Source organism: Aidingimonas halophila (assembly GCF_900106955.1).
GTDB classification, from domain to species: Bacteria; Pseudomonadota; Gammaproteobacteria; order Pseudomonadales; family Halomonadaceae; genus Aidingimonas; species Aidingimonas halophila.
In genome coordinates, this window is record NZ_FNNI01000001.1 from 175,947 (window position 1) to 193,055 (window position 17,109).

General features: G+C 57.1%; 20 protein-coding genes. 9 read left to right on the forward strand and 11 right to left on the reverse strand.

Annotated elements, in window-relative coordinates; all coding sequences use genetic code 11:
* Window positions 1-33: 33 nt before the first annotated feature.
* A complete protein-coding gene (gene zapE, locus BLW01_RS00840; protein WP_092567598.1) occupies window positions 34-1,224 on the reverse strand; it encodes a cell division protein ZapE in 1,191 nt (396 codons plus the stop codon).
* Window positions 1,225-1,456: 232 nt separating this feature from the next.
* On the opposite strand from zapE, the gene BLW01_RS00845 reads away from it, so the two are divergent.
* Entirely contained in the window at window positions 1,457-1,903 is a 447-nt protein-coding gene (locus tag BLW01_RS00845; RefSeq protein WP_092567599.1) for a Z-ring associated ZapG family protein, read from the forward strand.
* Between the two features lie 5 nt (window positions 1,904-1,908).
* Here the strand turns inward: BLW01_RS00845 and BLW01_RS00850 are convergent, their stop codons facing one another.
* Window positions 1,909-2,667: a Nif3-like dinuclear metal center hexameric protein gene (locus tag BLW01_RS00850; protein WP_092567600.1), complete on the reverse strand. Its 759-nt coding sequence runs from the start codon at window positions 2,665-2,667 to the stop codon at window positions 1,909-1,911.
* Between the two features lie 100 nt (window positions 2,668-2,767).
* Between BLW01_RS00850 and BLW01_RS00855 the strand changes: the two genes are divergently transcribed.
* Entirely contained in the window at window positions 2,768-4,027 is a 1,260-nt protein-coding gene (locus tag BLW01_RS00855; protein WP_092567601.1) for a Do family serine endopeptidase, read from the forward strand.
* 11 nt (window positions 4,028-4,038) lie between these two features.
* Here BLW01_RS00855 and hisD read toward each other — a convergent pair whose 3' ends face one another.
* The 9 genes from hisD to BLW01_RS00900 all read right to left on the reverse strand — a co-directional run bounded on the left by hisD (window position 4,039) and on the right by BLW01_RS00900 (window position 10,833).
* Window positions 4,039-5,364, reverse strand: a complete 1,326-nt coding sequence (hisD, locus tag BLW01_RS00860) for a histidinol dehydrogenase (RefSeq protein ID WP_092567602.1) — start codon at window positions 5,362-5,364, stop codon at window positions 4,039-4,041.
* 35 nt (window positions 5,365-5,399) lie between these two features.
* On the reverse strand, window positions 5,400-6,059 hold the full coding sequence (hisG, locus tag BLW01_RS00865; RefSeq protein ID WP_092567603.1) for an ATP phosphoribosyltransferase: 660 nt from the start codon (window positions 6,057-6,059) through the stop codon (window positions 5,400-5,402).
* 21 nt (window positions 6,060-6,080) lie between these two features.
* Window positions 6,081-7,343: a UDP-N-acetylglucosamine 1-carboxyvinyltransferase gene (gene murA, locus BLW01_RS00870; protein WP_092567604.1), complete on the reverse strand. Its 1,263-nt coding sequence runs from the start codon at window positions 7,341-7,343 to the stop codon at window positions 6,081-6,083.
* Window positions 7,344-7,357: 14 nt separating this feature from the next.
* The gene (locus tag BLW01_RS00875) at window positions 7,358-7,612 is read right to left on the reverse strand and encodes a BolA family protein (protein WP_092568068.1); all 255 of its coding nucleotides are present in this window, start codon (window positions 7,610-7,612) and stop codon (window positions 7,358-7,360) included.
* Between the two features lie 137 nt (window positions 7,613-7,749).
* A complete protein-coding gene (locus tag BLW01_RS00880) occupies window positions 7,750-8,073 on the reverse strand; it encodes an STAS domain-containing protein (protein ID WP_092567605.1) in 324 nt (107 codons plus the stop codon).
* Window positions 8,070-8,687: an MlaC/ttg2D family ABC transporter substrate-binding protein gene (locus tag BLW01_RS00885; RefSeq protein ID WP_373294013.1), complete on the reverse strand. Its 618-nt coding sequence runs from the start codon at window positions 8,685-8,687 to the stop codon at window positions 8,070-8,072. The genes BLW01_RS00880 and BLW01_RS00885 overlap by 4 nt, the downstream gene beginning before the upstream one ends.
* Before the next feature lie 73 nt (window positions 8,688-8,760).
* A complete protein-coding gene (mlaD, locus tag BLW01_RS00890) occupies window positions 8,761-9,225 on the reverse strand; it encodes an outer membrane lipid asymmetry maintenance protein MlaD (protein ID WP_092567607.1) in 465 nt (154 codons plus the stop codon).
* A gap of 16 nt (window positions 9,226-9,241) precedes the next feature.
* The gene (gene mlaE, locus BLW01_RS00895) at window positions 9,242-10,024 is read right to left on the reverse strand and encodes a lipid asymmetry maintenance ABC transporter permease subunit MlaE (RefSeq protein ID WP_092567608.1); all 783 of its coding nucleotides are present in this window, start codon (window positions 10,022-10,024) and stop codon (window positions 9,242-9,244) included.
* Entirely contained in the window at window positions 10,024-10,833 is an 810-nt protein-coding gene (locus BLW01_RS00900) for an ATP-binding cassette domain-containing protein (protein WP_092567609.1), read from the reverse strand. The genes mlaE and BLW01_RS00900 overlap by 1 nt, the downstream gene beginning before the upstream one ends.
* A 172-nt stretch (window positions 10,834-11,005) precedes the next feature.
* Here BLW01_RS00900 and BLW01_RS00905 point away from each other — a divergent pair, with 172 nt between their 5' ends.
* From BLW01_RS00905 to BLW01_RS00935, 7 genes are all read left to right on the forward strand, one after another.
* Window positions 11,006-11,959 carry a calcium/sodium antiporter gene (locus BLW01_RS00905; protein ID WP_092567610.1) on the forward strand — a complete coding sequence of 318 codons (954 nt, stop codon included), beginning with the start codon at window positions 11,006-11,008 and terminating at the stop codon, window positions 11,957-11,959.
* A 39-nt stretch (window positions 11,960-11,998) separates the two neighbouring features.
* Window positions 11,999-12,979, forward strand: coding sequence for a KpsF/GutQ family sugar-phosphate isomerase (locus tag BLW01_RS00910; RefSeq protein WP_092567611.1), 981 nt, complete (start codon window positions 11,999-12,001; stop codon window positions 12,977-12,979).
* 13 nt (window positions 12,980-12,992) lie between these two features.
* Window positions 12,993-13,544: a KdsC family phosphatase gene (locus BLW01_RS00915; protein WP_092567612.1), complete on the forward strand. Its 552-nt coding sequence runs from the start codon at window positions 12,993-12,995 to the stop codon at window positions 13,542-13,544.
* Window positions 13,541-14,170: an LPS export ABC transporter periplasmic protein LptC gene (lptC, locus tag BLW01_RS00920; RefSeq protein ID WP_092567613.1), complete on the forward strand. Its 630-nt coding sequence runs from the start codon at window positions 13,541-13,543 to the stop codon at window positions 14,168-14,170. The genes BLW01_RS00915 and lptC overlap by 4 nt, the downstream gene beginning before the upstream one ends.
* The gene (lptA, locus tag BLW01_RS00925) at window positions 14,167-14,697 is read left to right on the forward strand and encodes a lipopolysaccharide transport periplasmic protein LptA (RefSeq protein ID WP_092567614.1); all 531 of its coding nucleotides are present in this window, start codon (window positions 14,167-14,169) and stop codon (window positions 14,695-14,697) included. Before lptC ends, lptA begins: the two co-directional genes overlap by 4 nt.
* A gap of 7 nt (window positions 14,698-14,704) precedes the next feature.
* A complete protein-coding gene (gene lptB, locus BLW01_RS00930) occupies window positions 14,705-15,430 on the forward strand; it encodes an LPS export ABC transporter ATP-binding protein (protein WP_092567615.1) in 726 nt (241 codons plus the stop codon).
* A 172-nt stretch (window positions 15,431-15,602) separates the two neighbouring features.
* On the forward strand, window positions 15,603-17,021 hold the full coding sequence (locus BLW01_RS00935; RefSeq protein WP_092567616.1) for an RNA polymerase factor sigma-54: 1,419 nt from the start codon (window positions 15,603-15,605) through the stop codon (window positions 17,019-17,021).
* Window positions 17,022-17,109: the final 88 nt, after the last annotated feature.

The window sequence follows — 17,109 nt, forward strand, 5'->3', positions numbered from 1 at the left end:
ACTGGCTCGGACCTGGTTCTGTATCACTCGTATTCAGGGCTTATGCGGTAGCGCAAGGTACTCATGCGACTGCATCTCAAGCAAGCGTGACAGTGTCCGCTCGAACTCGAAGGCCAGATCATCGCCACGATAAAGCTGCTCAGCCGGTGCTGCCGCAGACATCAACAGCTTCACACCGCGATCATAGAATTCATCGACCAGATTGATGAAGCGCCTTGCTTGATCATCGCTTTCACGGCCCATATAGGGAACATTGGAGAGCAGGACACTATGAAATTCTCGAGCCAGTTCAATGTAATCGTTCTGACTACGAGGGCCATCACAGAGTTCGGAAAACTCGAACCAGACCACATCGTCATGCATACGACGAGACGTCAAGAGCCGGTGATTGACCTCTATAGACACCCCGCTCTCCCCTTCGCTTCCGGCAATTTCTCGAAAACTGCGCGCCAGTTCGGCTTCCGCCGCGTCATCAAGGGGGGAATGGAAGATTTCAGCCCTCTCAAGAGCCCTTAGCCGATAGTCGACCCCTGAATCCACATTCACCACCACGCAATGGCGATTGAGAAGATCGATGGCCGGCAGGAATCTCGCACGCTGCAATCCATCCTTGTACAGGTCGTCAGGAGTAATATTCGATGTGGCAACCAGAACCACCCCCTGCTCGAACAGGGCTTCCAGTAAATTGGCCAGGATCATCGCGTCGGTGATGTCCTTTACGAAGAACTCGTCGAAACAGATGACACGAGCCTCACTGGCAAACTTGGCAGCGATCAAGCGCAACGGATTCTTCTCGCCTTTATAATGCTCCAGCTCGTTGTGCACACGCTGCATGAAACGGTGAAAGTGCGTTCGCATCTTGTCCGGGAACGGCAGTGTCTCGTAGAAGGTATCCACAAGGTATGTCTTGCCACGCCCAACACCGCCCCAGAAGTACAGCCCCATGATGTCGGGCGACTCGTGAAATGGGGATGATTCCTGCTTCTGCCCCAACAACCCGGCCAAACGCGACCGCAGCCCCTTGCCTGAAGCGACGGGTCGAGGCTCGGGTCGGGGCTTGGACACCAACTCATCGTAGAGTCGCTGAAGGTGTTTGACCGCCTCTTCCTGAGCGGGGTCGTATTCGAAATCTTCACGCGCCAAATCGGCATGATAACGAGCCAATGGTGTGGCGGCTGCATGCGCAGCGGACGGGTCATGTGGAGTGGTCACTGTTGAACACATCAGTGTATGGGCTGCCTCATACGAATTTATAAGCTTGGCATATTATACGCTGTCCAAGCGCCAAGCGCATGCCATCGACCAATGCCTTGCGTCATGCACATTGACCTCAGTCTTGGCCTGCCCCATATAATGGGCTCGAGCGACGTCATCGCAATCGTCGCCGTCACAAGCCTGGTCGCTCATAATCTCGTCAATGACGACCAGTGCCGCAAGCATTTCTAAGGGGAACGACGTGTACGAGAGCAATATCGACTGGATACTGGCAATCGTCAGTGGGCTGGCGGGAATAGGTATCGGCGCTCTGGGGTATCATCTGCTGAACAGCAATGTGGCCCGCAATCAGAAAGTGCGCCAGCGCCTGGCAGAAACCGAGCTGGAATTGAACCAGGTCAAAGAATCATTGAATGATCATTTTGCCCGGGCTGCCGATCTTGTAGAAAGCATACAACGTCAGAGCCAGGAGCTTGAGCAACAACTTGCCCAAGGAGCCGATCGCTTCTGTGACGATAGCCAGATCCGTCGGCGACTCAACAACATGCCGGCTGATGAAGCGGAGCCCGGCGAACCAGTCACAGCCGCCCCGCGCGACTACGCCGATAATCACGGCACACTGTCTGAAGATTTCGGGCTACGCTCGACGTCCACGACCCAGGAGCCGGATCAGCCACCGCGCTATTGACAACGTCAGGCCGGATTGTCGATGTCCACGAAACGATGTTCGAGCTCGAGATGGGTCGCCAGCCATTCGCCCAGTGCCTTGATACCACCACGCTCGGTGGCATGGTGACCCGCAGCCAGGTAGCTGATACCCATCTCTCTTGCCATATGCGTAGTACGCTCCGAGATCTCGCCGGAAATAAAGGCTTGCGCGCCCGACTCAGCGGCCTGGGCAATCATGTCCTGGGCGCCTCCGGTGCACCAGGCTATGCGGGTCAACGGCCGATCATTCCCTGATATCAGCAACGGCGCCCGACCGAGCTTCTCCTGCAGCCGGGCCGCCAAGGCACGATCATCCAGTGGCTGTTTTGGCGCTCCGAGCCACAACAGCCCCTCCCCCAGGGGTGCATCCGCGCAACCATCGACATCGAAACCCATGAGTTCCGCCAACCTGGCATTGTTTCCCAGTGTCGGATGCGCATCCAGTGGAAGGTGATAAGCCATCAGATTGATATCATTGGTGAGTAATGTCGCTATCCGATGACGCTTCATCCCAGTGATATTGACAGGCTCGTTCTTCCAGAAATATCCGTGGTGTACCAGTAGCGCATCGGCTCCCCATGCAACCGCCTCATCGAGAAGCGCTTGACAGGCAGTCACGCCGGTCATGATGCGTTGAACTGTCTCCGTTCCAGCCACCTGCAATCCATTGACAGTAAAGTCCTTGAACTTGTCGGGTTGCAACTGGGTTTCACAGGCTTCGACAAGTTCATCACGAGAGATCATCGCCACCTCCGGACAGGTGAAATGGGCAGTGTTACAATCACATCATTGTAACGACCCAGGTCCATATCAGCGACCGCCCAAGTCGACAAGGATGCTTTGCATGCGCCGTTTCTTGCCACTTTTTTGGCCGGTTCTGTCCGGCATATTGCTTGCCATCGTTCTGCTCAATGCGTTTCCTGACTTGATTGGACGCTCACAGGACCAGGATGACAACGGCTCCGACCCCATTCCGACCTTACAACTCCCGACGGTCGAACCACCGGCCATTCCTCAATTGACCAGTAGCGATACCTCGGAAGAGGACTCCCGCCCGGCTCCCGATGTACAGAGCGCCGCCCCCTTGTCGCGCGAACAAGGGCCCGCCAGCTACTCCGATGCGGTCGAACGTGCCGCTCCAGCCGTTGTCAACATTTATTCTTCCCGGGTCGTCGAGCGTGATCAGCATCCCTTGATGTCCGACCCCTTCTTTCGGCAGTTCTATGGCGATGAGATGCCCAGCCGTCAGCGCATGCTCTCCAGTCTCGGGTCCGGAGTGATCGTCAGCGAAGATGGCTATGTTCTGACCAATCACCATGTGATCAGTGATGCCGACCAGATACAGGTCGCACTACGCGACGGCAGGGAGACACTGGCCGAGGTCATCGGCACCGACCCTGAGAGCGACCTGGCCGTATTGAAGATCGATCTTGACGACCTCCCCGTGATTTCCATGGCCGATTCCACCGAGACCGCAGTGGGAGACGTCGCGCTGGCTATCGGTAACCCATTCGGCGTCGGACAAACCGTGACCATGGGGATAGTCAGTGCTACCGGACGCAGCCATCTGGGACTCAATGCTTATGAGGATTTCATTCAGACGGATGCCGCCATCAACCCTGGCAATTCCGGTGGTGCGCTGGTCAACCCGGAAGGCGCCATGGTGGGAATCAACACGGCAATTTTCTCCCGCTCCGGTGGGTCACAGGGTATCGGGTTTGCCATTCCGGCCAACCTGGCTCGCAACATCCTCGACGAGCTGGTCACTCAAGGGCGAGTGATTCGTGGATGGCTCGGCATCGAAGCCCAGGAAATGACACAGGAGCTGGCCGCTTCATTCGGACTGAACACGCTCAAAGGGGTCGTGATTTCCGGCGTGGTTCCGGATGGCCCGGCGGACGAAGCAGGACTGGAACCCGGCGATGTGCTGCTGGAGATCGATGGGCGACCGATTCTCGACGCCCGAGCAGCCATGGCCGAGATAGCGGCGCTAGAGCCAGGCTCAGACTTACCGCTGACGGTCATCCGCAATGGGGAAACGCTCGACGTCGAACTGGAGGTGGGCGAGCGGCCACCGCCCGAGTTACGCGAACCCGAACGCTGACCGTTCCATGTTTACTGACGCTGGATACGATACTCTGCGGAACGAGCATGCGCTGTCAGGGATTCCCCGCGTGCCAGTTCCGCTGCCGTCTTGCCCAGAGCGGATGCCCCCTCGGGTGAGCAGTGGATCAACGACGAACGCTTTTGAAAGTCGTAGACGCCTAGTGGTGAAGAAAAACGGGCAGTCCCCGAGGTCGGCAGGACATGATTGGGGCCCGCACAATAATCCCCCAGGACTTCGGCCGTATGGCGTCCCATGAAGATTGCACCGGCATGGCGAACACCCGAGAGCATGGACTCGGGATCCGCCACTGACAACTCAAGGTGCTCAGGTGCAATGCGATTGATCAAGGCAAGCGCATCATCGCGATCACGACACGTAATCAGTGCCCCCCTGCTACGCAGAGATTCCTGAATAATGGAAGCGCGCTCCATACTGGGTAGCAGGCGTTTCATCGATGCCTCGACCGCCTGCAGATGGTCGGGATCCCAGCTGACCAGTATCGCTTGCGCGTCTTCATCATGCTCCGCCTGGGAAAAGAGGTCCATGGCAAGCCAATCCGGTTCGGTACCCCCATCGGAAACCACCAGAACCTCCGAAGGGCCGGCGATCATGTCGATCCCCACCTGGCCGAATACCGTTTTCTTCGCCGTGGCTACGTAAATGTTTCCCGGTCCGACGATCTTATCGACCCGTGGAACCGTCTCCGTACCATATGCCAGTGCGGCAATCGCCTGAGCGCCTCCCAGAGTATATACCTGATCAATCCCGGCGAGATACGCAGCCGCCAACACCAGATCATTGCATACGCCATCCGGTGTCGGTACGACCATCACGATTTCTCTGACGCCTGCGACATGCGCTGGAATGGCGTTCATCAACACCGAGGAAGGGTACGCCGCCTTACCTCCCGGAACATAGATACCTGCCCGGTCCAGCGGCGTCACTCGCTGACCCAGGACGGTGCCGTCATCTTCAGTATACTGCCAGGATGTTGGCTTCTGTCGCTCATGATAAGCACGGATGCGATCGGCTGCCGCAGCAAGCGCCTCACGCTGACTCTCGGGCAGCCTTTCGAAAGCATCGCGCAGTACCTCGGGCTGCAGCGTCAATTCCTGCATCGTCGTCGCCTGAAGACGGTCGAAACGATGCGTATATTCGAGCAGCGCCTCATCACCCCGCGTCCTGACAGCTTCGATGATATCGTCGACACGACGCTGTATCGTGGCGTCAGACACCCCCTCCCATTCAAGCAAGGCATTCAGGCGTTCGTCGAAGTCCATATCCTTCGTCGAGAATCGGTTGATGCGGATGTCGGTGGCAGAATTGTCAGGCATGCTACTTCCTCGATTGCCGATCGTCGTTTCGCTTCTCAGGCCGAGACGGTAGGGTCCCCGTGGCGCGACATCACTGCCTCGCGGAGTCGGTCGATCAACGGTTTCAGTTGCTCGTGCTTCATGGTCATGGCGGCCTTGTTGACCACCAGCCGGGTACTGATATCGGCAATCAACTCGCGTGGCGCCATGCCGTTGGCACGCAGCGTGTTACCGGTATCGACGATATCCACGATCTCATCGGCCAGATTCATCAAGGGGGCCAGTTCCATACCACCATAAAGTTTGATGACTTCGGCCTGGATACCTCGTTCCGCATAATACCGACGTGCGATATCCACGAACTTGGTGGCCACTCGGCGACGCGCGCGGGCCGGCTCAGCCCCCTGGATGCCCGCGGTCATCAAGCGGCATTTGGCGATCCGGAGATCCAGCGGCTCATATAGCCCTTCGGCTCCATGCTCCATCAACACATCCTTGCCGGCGACTCCCAGATCCGCCGCACCGAGTTGCACATAGGTCGGCACATCCGTAGCGCGTATCACCACTAGCTTGACGTTCGGCAAGTTAGTATCGAAAAGCAGTTTACGGCTCTTGTCGATATCCTCGGAAGGTTCAATGCCGGCATCTGCCAGCAATGGCAAGGTCTCTTCCAGAATACGTCCCTTGGACAAGGCCAATATCAATTGCTTGCTCATAGCGTCTCGTCGGTTGATCGATCAGCCGGGTACACGGCGAATCTTCGCCCCCAATAGCTGCAGTTTTTCCTCAATACACTCGTAACCGCGGTCGATGTGATAGATGCGGTCTACCAAGGTCTCGCCTGCAGCACACAAGGCTGCCACTACCAGTGAGGCCGACGCGCGCAAGTCGGTAGCCATGACCGGGGCACCGGACAGCTTGTCCACACCATTGATCACGGCGGTATTGCCCTCAAGAGCAATCTGCGCCCCCATGCGGTTAAGCTCCTGGACGTGCATGAAACGGTTCTCGAAGATCGTTTCGACGACTCGCCCATGCCCATCAGCTATGGCATTCAAGGCCACAAACTGGGCCTGCATATCCGTGGGGAACGCAGGGTACGGTGCGGTACGAACATTCACCGCCTTGGGACGACGCCCTCCCATATCGAGTTCTATCCAACCCGGGCCACTGGTAATAGTCGCGCCTGCTTCTTCCAACTTGGCCAGCACGGCCTCCAGTATGTCGGCGCGAGTGTTACGCACTCTGACACGACCCCCGGTCAAGGCCGCCGCAACCAGGAACGTACCTGTCTCGATCCGGTCGGGCATCACATCATGATGACACCCGGACAACCGTTCGACCCCTTCGATGGTAATGGTATCACTACCATGCCCGCGGATATTGGCCCCCATCTTGTTGAGACACTCGGCCAGATCCACCACTTCCGGCTCGCGTGCCGAGTTTTCCAGGATGGTGGTGCCCTTGGCCAGAGTCGCTGCCATCATCAGGTTCTCGGTCCCGGTGACGGTAACGGTATCGAAGAAAATCGTCGCACCATGCAAGCGGCCATCAGTACGCGCACGAATATATCCTCCTTCGACGCGAATATCCGCCCCCATCGCCTCCAACCCATTGATATGCAGGTCGACAGGGCGAGAACCAATGGCACATCCGCCTGGCAAGGAGACATCCGCTGTACCGAAATGCGCCAATAGGGGTCCCAGCACCAGGATAGAGGCCCGCATCTTCTTGACCAAATCGTAAGGTGCATGACAGTCATGGACCTGCGAACCATCCAACTGGATGGTCATTTTTTCGCCCATTACCGGCTCGACCCCCATGCGACCGAGCAGTTCGAGGGTTGTTGTAATATCCTGCAAGTGAGGGAGGTTACCGATAGTCACCGGGCCATCAGCCAGGAGTGAGGCACACAGCACCGGCAGCGCAGAGTTTTTGGCACCGCTCGCCCACACCTCCCCCTGGAGGGGGCCATTGCCGGTAATGATCAATTTATCCATGGAGTTCCGGAGTGTCAGGCGTCAATGTTTTCCGGCGCATCCTGCCATTGCGCCGGCGTATAAGTCTTGAGGCTCAGAGCGTGCAATTCTCCACTGGCCAGTTCTTCCGATAGCGCACCGTAAATGAGTTGCTGACGCTTGACGGCGCTCAGTCCTTCGAATACATCGCCGACGGCAATCACCTGAAAATTGCACCCTTCTCCCTGGATATGGAACTCGCATCCTTCAATACGCGACTCGAGCCGCGCTTTGACCTCGCTGGGCAGCATGAACAAGGACTCCTTGAAGACATCATCGTGATCGCAGCTATCGCCACGACCCAAAACCATCATACATGGTAATGAAAAGCGCCGCCGATGGCGATGGGCGGCGGCGCAACAAGTATCAGACGAAACGCGTCAGTCGATCAATCGGCGGGCAGTAGCGCATCCAGGCTTGCCACTTCAGTCAGCCGGCGTAACGGCGGCGACAAGATGACGGTTCGTACCGTCAGGCCAGCGTCAACGGCACATCGCATCCACTCCAACATGACGCTGAGGGCAGCACTGCTGACCCGATCCACCCCGCCAAAATCGAGTTCAATCTCGCCGTTGGGCGGGCAAGCAACAAGCCATTGTCTCCCCGCATCGGCAATTACCGTCGCCACGTCAAAGTCGACATCCCCACTGACGACGAGGCGCTGCTCCATTGCCGACAAGCGGGCGCCTTGAGCATTCAACAAGAGCGTCATGACTCGCCGTTTTCCAATTCCTCGACATCCACCTCCGGCGACCAACTATCAATGACGGCATCATAGTCGCGATTATGGTCTCGCATGGCCTGATCAAACTGGTTGCGGAACGTCAGACCCAGGTTGATGCCGTTGACGATCACATTGACAACCTTCCATCCATCATCCGTCTTCCGCAGTGAATACGTGACCGGATACACCTCCCCATCATTGGCAACGACTTCCATATCCACACTCGCCTGATCTTCCGAGCGCGAATGCCGCTGCTTGTCCAGGACACGCAACTCATCATAGTCGAACGAAACTAACCCCTTGGCATAAGTGTCGATCAGAGTTTGGCGAAACGTATCAGCAAACCGGGCGCGCTGCTCAGGCGTTGCATTCTTGAAATAACGACCCATGACACTGGCACCGATATAGCGAAAATCAGCAACGCCATCCAGGTTGGCATCCACCAACGCTTCGAGTTCATCGACATTCTCGGCGAAATAATCTTCCCGGCCGTCGATTTCGCCCATCAGGTCATCAATGCTGTCACGAATTATCTGCTCCGGACGCTGTTCCGTACTTTGAGCCTGCACGCCCAGCGATACCAGGCTCAGGCTGCATAACATCAGCCCAATCAACGTATGTTTTCCCACCCACTGCAACAGTTGCATAACCGGTTCTCCTAGCTTGCTGTCCCTGTCAATCCGTTGCCATATTCGACACGACTTGCTGGATCAATTCTTCCAGTACGACGGCAGATTGTGTGTCGTTAATGGTATCGCCATCACCGAGCGTGTCCGGATCTCCCCCGACCGACAGCCCAACGTACTGCTCGCCCAGCAATCCTGCCGTCAGAATCGCGGCCGTCGTGTCACGCGACAACTGATCTTCCAATTCACCATCGATTTCCATGACAACGCGAGCGTCATACCAGTCGGTATCCAGCTCGATATCACTGACGCGTCCCACCGTCACACCTGCCATGGTGACCCGCGAGCGTGGTTTCAGGCTGCCGATATTGGAGAAATTGGCTTCCAGCGTGAATGTCTCACGAGGCGCATCGAAAGTCAGTCCGCTGACGCGCAACCCGAGAAACAGCAGCCCCAGGATGCCCGCCAGCATGAATAGTCCGACACTTAGCTCCACCATCTTGCTGCGCTTCATCCGTTATCTCCCACCATCAGGAAAGTCCTCCAAACATGAGCGCCGTCAACACGAAATCCAGCCCTAAAACCGCCAGTGACGAGTACACCACAGTACGTGTTGTCGCTCGGGAAATACCCTCGGATGTCGGCACCAAATCATACCCCTGGAAGACAGCAATCCAGGTCACGACCCAGGCAAACACCAGGCTCTTGATCATGCCGTTTCCCACATCACCAAAGAACGCTACGCTGGCCTGCATGTTGCTCCAGTAAGACCCCTCATAAATACCCAACCACTGGACGCCAACCAGGTACCCTCCCCAGATACCGACGACACCAAAGCCGACGGTCAGAACCGGCAAGGAAACGAAACCCGCCCATAAGCGGGGAGCCACGATGCGTCGCAGCGGGTCGACGCCGATCATCTCCATGCTGCTGAGCTGCTCGGTGGCTTTCATCAAGCCGATCTCGGCGGTTAGCGCCGATCCGGCACGACCGGCGAAGAGCAGCGCTGCCACCACGGGGGCCAACTCACGCAACAGCGAGAGTGCCACCATCTGCCCCAATGCCTGTTCCGCACCGAAATCAACCAGAATGGTATAGCCCTGCAGGCCAAGTACCATGCCGATAAAGACGCCCGACACCAGCACGATGGCCAGTGAAAGCACGCCGACGGCATACATCTGCCGCAGCCACAACGACCAACCTTCACGAGATGGCATACCTACTGCCGAGCGCGCCAGGAACATGCCGGCACGCCCCAGTGACTCGATCGTTTCACAGCCATGGCGACCCAACCGGGCAATGAGGTCCACCATCATCCATTCCTCACGTCGAGAATATCGTGATAGTAATTATCCGCCGGATAATGAAATGGCACTGGCCCATCAGGCTCGCCATGTACGAACTGTCGTACTCGAGGGTCTTCCTCGACATCCAGAGTCTCCGGCGTACCATGCGCCATGACCTGCCCATCAGCAATCACATAGACATAGTCGGCAATGGATAATGTCTCTTTGATGTCGTGAGAGACGACGATAGCCGTCAACCCTAACGCCTCATGAATGCGCTTGATCAACTGTACCAATACGCCCATGGATATAGGATCCTGTCCCACGAATGGCTCGTCATACATGATCAACTCAGGGTCGAGAACCATAGCCCTTGCTAGAGCGACCCGCCGTGACATTCCTCCCGACAGTTCCGAGGGCATGAGATAACGCGCTCCTCGCAGCCCCACGGCTTCCAGCTTCATCAGCACGACATCGCGAACCATCGAATCCGGCAGGTCCGTGTGGACCCTTAACGGAAACGCCACATTCTCATAAACGTTGAGATCAGAGAACAGGGCACCGCTCTGGAACAGCATCCCCATCCGCCGACGCAGCCGGAACAAAGCGCGACGAGACAAGGCATGCACATCATGACCATCCACCGTTACACGGCCGGAATCGGGCACCAATTGCCCACCAATCAGCTTGAGCAGCGTGGTCTTGCCGGTGCCGCTCGGCCCCATGATGGCCGTCACCTTGCCTCGCGGTATCGACAGGCTCACCCCCCGAAAGATATCCATCTCTCCGCGAGCAAAATATAAATTGTCAACGACTACCCAGGGCGAATCAGCCATGGATTCACCTCCCCAGCCAAATTATCGAACATTGTATCTTAACCTTTCCCGCCCTCGCCAGCACCCAAGAGGCGGCCAAAGTCCATATACCGGCTTGCGCCTTGCGTTGGAGGCCCCGGACGCGTTTAATGTGGTCCCCTTTCCAGTCACCGAAACCGATAGACGTTTTTCAATGTTGCTTGCGCTTTTCAGCATGCTGGCGGGGCTGATCGCCCTGCTATGGAGTGCCGACCGGTTCGTCGGATCCGCTGCGGCAACCGCTCAGCGCGCCGGCATGAGCCCAATGCTCATCGGCATGACACTGGTTGCACTGGGAACATCGGCACCGGAAATCGTCGTGTCCATCATGGCGGCACTGGACGATTCCCCCGGGCTAGCTGTCGGCAACGCTCTCGGCTCGAATATAGCCAATATCGGCCTGGTGCTGGGTGTCACCGCCCTGGTGGCACCGATCCCCATTCGTTTCTCCATCGTTCGCAAGGAGTTGCCCCTGTTGCTGGGAGCAACCGGCCTGGCCGGATACACTCTCGCCAACGGATACCTCGGACGTGTCGATGGATTGCTGTTACTCACCCTGCTGGTTTTTAGCTTATGGTGGCTGGTTCGTGCTGACACGCTTGACGACGTTTCTGATAGCGACATTCCTGACATGCGATTGGGAACGGCACTCTTCTGGTCGGCGACCTCGTTGATCGTTCTGGTACTGGGTTCCCGGGCCTTGGTCTGGGGGGCCATTGACGTCGCGACCCGCTTCGGTGTCAGCGACCTTGTGATAGGATTGACGATCGTTGCCATCGGCACCAGCTTGCCGGAGGTGGCCGCCTGCATCGCCAGTGCACTGAAACGTCACCATGACATCGCCATCGGAAATGTGATCGGCTCCAACCTCTTCAATATGTTAGCGGTTATGCCGATCCCCGGCTTACTGGCACCGGGCGCCACGGACTCAGCGGCAGCCAGCCGGGATTTTCCGGTCATGCTTGCCTTGACGCTCGTGCTTGGTGCCATGTTGCTGTGGCAACGCCATAATAACCTGGGCAGAGGAGCAGGCACGCTGCTGACATTGGCCTATATCGCTTATCTGGGGCTGTTGATCAAGACAGGCACGCCCATCATACCCTCTTGAACCTTGAGCCACATCACGGGACAGCCAACAATTGACGTCATGACATCCGACTCCGAATCTCCGTTTTTACAAAGCGCCCGTCGCACCTTGCAACTCGAGCAAGAAGCCGTCGGCGCCTTGATTTCACGCCTGGATGGCGATTTTGACCGCGCGTGCCAATTGATCCTGAAATGCACCGGACGCGTGATCGTGACCGGAATGGGCAAGTCAGGCCATATTGGCGGCAAGATCGCTGCAACCCTGGCCAGCACAGGAACTCCCGCGTTTTTCGTGCATCCCGGTGAAGCCAGTCACGGCGATCTGGGCATGATCACACCAGGTGATATCGTGCTGGCACTATCCAACTCCGGCGAAACCAGTGAGGTGACCGCCCTGCTGCCTTTGCTGAAGCGCATGGGTATCCCCCTGATCAGCATGACCGGCCGAAACGGGTCTACGCTCGCCACACATGCGGACGCCCACCTTGATGCCAGCGTTGTGCGTGAAGCGTGCCCCCTGGATCTGGCACCAACATCATCAACCACGGCATCGCTGGCGCTGGGAGATGCATTAGCGGTAGCCCTGCTGGAAGCTCGAGGATTCACGGCCGAACAATTTGCGTTGTCGCATCCGGGAGGTAGCCTGGGACGCCGGCTATTGCTGCGGGTTTCCGACCTCATGCATCAAGGAGACCGCCTTCCCCAGGTCGCGTTAGGCAGCCCGCTGCGCGATGCGTTACTCGAGATCACGCACAAGGGGCTGGGATTCACCTGCGTTGTCGATGGCCAAGGGCGACTTGAAGGCGTCTACACTGACGGTGACCTGAGACGCACGCTCGATCAATACTCGGATTTACATGCCTTGTCGGTCGACGACGTCATGACTCGGCCGGGAAAACGAATAGCACCCGACATACTGGCGGCTGAAGCGGTTCGCATCATGGAGGATAACCGTATCACGGCACTCGCCGTGGTCGATGACACTGGCCACCCCGTCGGCGCCCTTCACATGCACGACCTGCTGAGTAGTGGCGTCGTCTGAGGAGTCTTCACTCATGTCCTTTTCCCTGCGCAGTGATTCGACACTGACCAACCGAGCGCGCCGAATTCGTTTGCTGGCACTGGATGTCGATGGCGTCTTGACCGATGGTCGGCTTTATTTTCAGGCCGATGGCATCGAGAGCAAGGCCTTCCACACTCAGGATGGCCTCGGCATCAAACTGCTACAACGAACAGGCGTCGACGTCGCACTGATCACCGGCCGCGACTCCCCTATGGTCAGCCAACGCGCTGCTGCTCTCGGAATCGCTCATGTCCATCAAGACCGCGATGATAAGTTGGCCGCATTACAGGAATTGTGTCGACAACTGAACTTGACGACCGATCAAGCCGCCTATGCCGGCGATGACTTGCCTGACCTGGCCGCCATCAAACAGGCAGGCCTCGGTATGACGGTACCCAATGCCCCGATGTACATTCAGGAGCATGCCGACTGGGTCACCGAGCATCCGGGAGGGCAAGCTGCCGTTCGAGACATCTGTGATATGCTGCTGAAAGCGCAGGACAATTGGCAGGCTATTCTCGACAGCTATCTCAGCGACTCATGACGGAACGACAGACGCCTCATCGACTCAAACGCGTCATCCAAGCGTCCACAAAATGGTGGATAGCGCTTCTGATCGTCGCGCTTGGCGTGCTGCTTGCCGTCATCGAGCAGCGCGATGATCGCTCACCCGGCCCGGTACCTACGGATGATGCCGGCGAGCCAGACTATTATCTTGAAGGGGTGACCATGACCCGCTTCGATGCCGAAGGCTCTCCTCATCAACGGCTGGAAACCCCCCGCCTTGTTCATACCCCGGATGACGATACCACTCGCAGCGAAACTCCCCGAGCCACGTTCCTGGATAGCGAAGGCCGAACCTGGCACGGTAGCGGCGAGACCGGCAGACTGGGCCCCGGGAACGAACTATTGACCCTCCGGGGCAATGCACGGCTCACTGCTCCTGAGGAAGGGTGGCAGCTAGATACCGACACCCTGTACATCGATATTGACGACAGTTACGCCTGGAGCGAAACCTCTGCCCTGCTCCAACAGCCTCCACAACGAATGCGTGGTGATCGATTCGAAGCCTGGTTCGATGATAACCGTATGCGCCTGACCGATGACGTTCGCGGACATCATCCGCGTCAAGACCGAGACGCATCAGAACGAGAGGAACAAGATTCATGATACGACGGCCCGCTTCTCCCGTGACCACACTGATCGTCAGCGCGGTGCTGATGATGACGCCATTGACGCCATATGCACTCGAAGGTGATGCCGAGGCTCCCATCGAAGTGACGGCAAACCAGCTCGACCTCGACGACAACAAAGGTACTGCCATCTATACCGGTGACGTGGAGATGGAACAGGGCAGCATGAAGTTGACCGGCGATCGCGTCGAGATCCTTCGCAACGACGCAGGCGAAGTGACGAGGGTGACTGCTACCGGAAACGATGGCAGAGCCTATATAGAACAACAGCCTGCAGAAGATGAGCCTATCGTCAAAGGATGGGGCCATACCGTCATCTATCATGCCGCGGAACGCCGGGTAGAATTGTACGACGATGCTGAACTTCACCAGGCTCGTGACCGTTTCAACGGCGCTTTCGTCGAATACTTCCTCGACCGACGCCAGGTTCAGGCCCGCTCAGAGCGCGAGGGTAGTGATGAACGCGAACGCGTCCGCATGACGCTGAATCCCGAGCAACAATAGGTCGTTCATGAAGATACTCAGCGCCACCCATCTCGCCAAAAGCTACAAACGCCGCCGTGTCGTGCAGGACATCAGCTTGACCATCGAGCAGGGCCACATCGTCGGCTTGCTGGGTCCTAATGGTGCGGGCAAGACGACATCATTCTATATGATCGTCGGCCTCGTACGCGCCGATGCCGGCAGCGTCTCCATCGATGACCGCGACTTATCCAAGGCGGCCATGCACGAGCGAGCCCGTGCCGGTATCGGTTACCTTCCCCAGGAGGCCTCGATCTTTCGCAAGCTGTCCGTCGCCGATAACATCATGGCCATCCTGGAAACTCGCAAGGACCTGAATGCGGCGGCACGACGCGAACGGCTCGACCAGCTCCTTGAAGACTTCCATGTCACTCACATACGCCGCAATCCAGGCATGAGCCTGTCGGGAGGCGAACGCCGACGTGTAGAGATCGCTCGTGCTCTTGCCACCGAGCCGGACTTCATTCTTCTCGACGAGCCATTCGCTGGTGTCGACCCCATCTCTGTCGGAGAAATCAAAGGTATCATCCGTGAGCTGCGCCGGCGCCAGATCGGCGTTCTCATCACTGACCACAATGTACGTGAGACATTGGATATCTGTGATCGTGCTTACATTGTCGGAGATGGGCAGATCATCGCACATGGTGATGCCGAATCAATTCTCGCCAATCAACAAGTGCGCGATGTTTACCTCGGCGAAGACTTCCGCCTATAGTCTGCGGTCGAACCAATGCCAAGACAATGATTTTATTTCATTAAATCAGGAAATGGCATGAGAATTGCGCACGGCATGCTTATTGCTTGATTTTCTTTTCCTTTGGGCTTGCAAGCTCACGAACAGCGGGCTAACGTGACGTTTTCCACGTCAGCGATGTACGCCTTCAATTATGGCCATGAAACCTTCGTTGCAACTCCGTGTCGGCACTCAGCTGACCATGACTCCCCAATTGCAGCAAGCGATCGCGCTGCTGCAATTATCGACATTGGATCTCCGGCAAGAAATTCAGCAGGCCCTGGAATCCAACCCCATGCTCGAGCTCGACGAGGCCTATGGTGAGCAGGATGTAGCCGATGCCCCGGAAGACCAATGGGCAAGCGAAATACCGGACGAACTCACCGTCGACAGTGAATGGTCGGATACCTACCAGGACTTCGCCTCCTCTCCCGGCACCGGTAGCGCCGAAGGCCCTGATTTCGATCGCAATGCCTCTGGCCAAAGCTTACATGACCATCTTCGTTGGCAATTGGCAATGACCGATCTCGATGAACGCGAACGCCTGATTGCCGAGAGCTTGATCGATGCCGTGGATGGCAACGGTTATCTGAATGGCGGGCTTGACGATATCGGTGAAGGACTTCGTGAGGCAGGTCTCAACGGACTCAAGCAAACGGACATCGAGCAGGTCCTGCTTCGTCTACAGCAGTTTGAACCCACAGGCGTATTCGCTCGGGACCTACGCGAATGCCTCATGCTGCAATTGGGCACATTCTCGGATGATACGCCCTTGTTACCCCAGGCCAAGCGGTTGGTGAGACAGTTTCTCGAAGCACTTGGCGCCAATGACCGCAAGCTGCTCAAGCGCCGCCTGAGGCTCGACGATATACAGCTTGACACGGTCATTGAGCTGGTGAGAAATCTCGATCCACGCCCCGGACAGGCATTCGATGACAGCCGTAGCGATTATGTCATTCCTGACCTGATCGCCTACCACCGAGAGGATGGATGGCACATTGAGCTCAATCCCGATGCTCTACCCAAGATGCGCATTCAGCCCGACTATGCAGCCATGATCAAGCGTGCCGATAAAAGTGAAGACAATACCTTCATGAAGCAGCACCTTCAGGAAGCTCGCTGGCTTCTCAAGAGCCTTTCCAGTCGCAATGACACCTTGCTTCGCGTTGGCAGCGAGATCATGGCCAGGCAAATGGAGTTTCTCGAGCATGGCGAAGAGGCAATGAAGCCGCTCGTCCTTGCCGACATCGCTCAGAAAGTCGACATGCACGAGTCCACCATCTCACGAGTGACGACCCAGAAATTCATTCACACGCCCCGCGGAGTATTCGAGCTCAAGTACTTCTTTTCCAGTCACGTGGGCAATGATGGGGGTGACTTGCACTCCAGCACAGCGATACGCGCCCGCATCAAGAAACTGATCAGCGACGAACCGCCACGCAAACCGCTATCCGACAACAAACTGGTACAAGCACTGGCCGATGACGGCATACAGGTCGCAAGACGTACAGTCGCCAAGTACCGTGAAGCCATGGGCATCCCCCCGTCGAGCGAGCGTAAGCGCTTGTCGTAGCAAGCGAATCTGCTACTGACCATGCAATTTTATCGATAGCATGTGTCAGGGGGTTTGCAGGACGGCAAAAAGGGTTACAATCGAAACG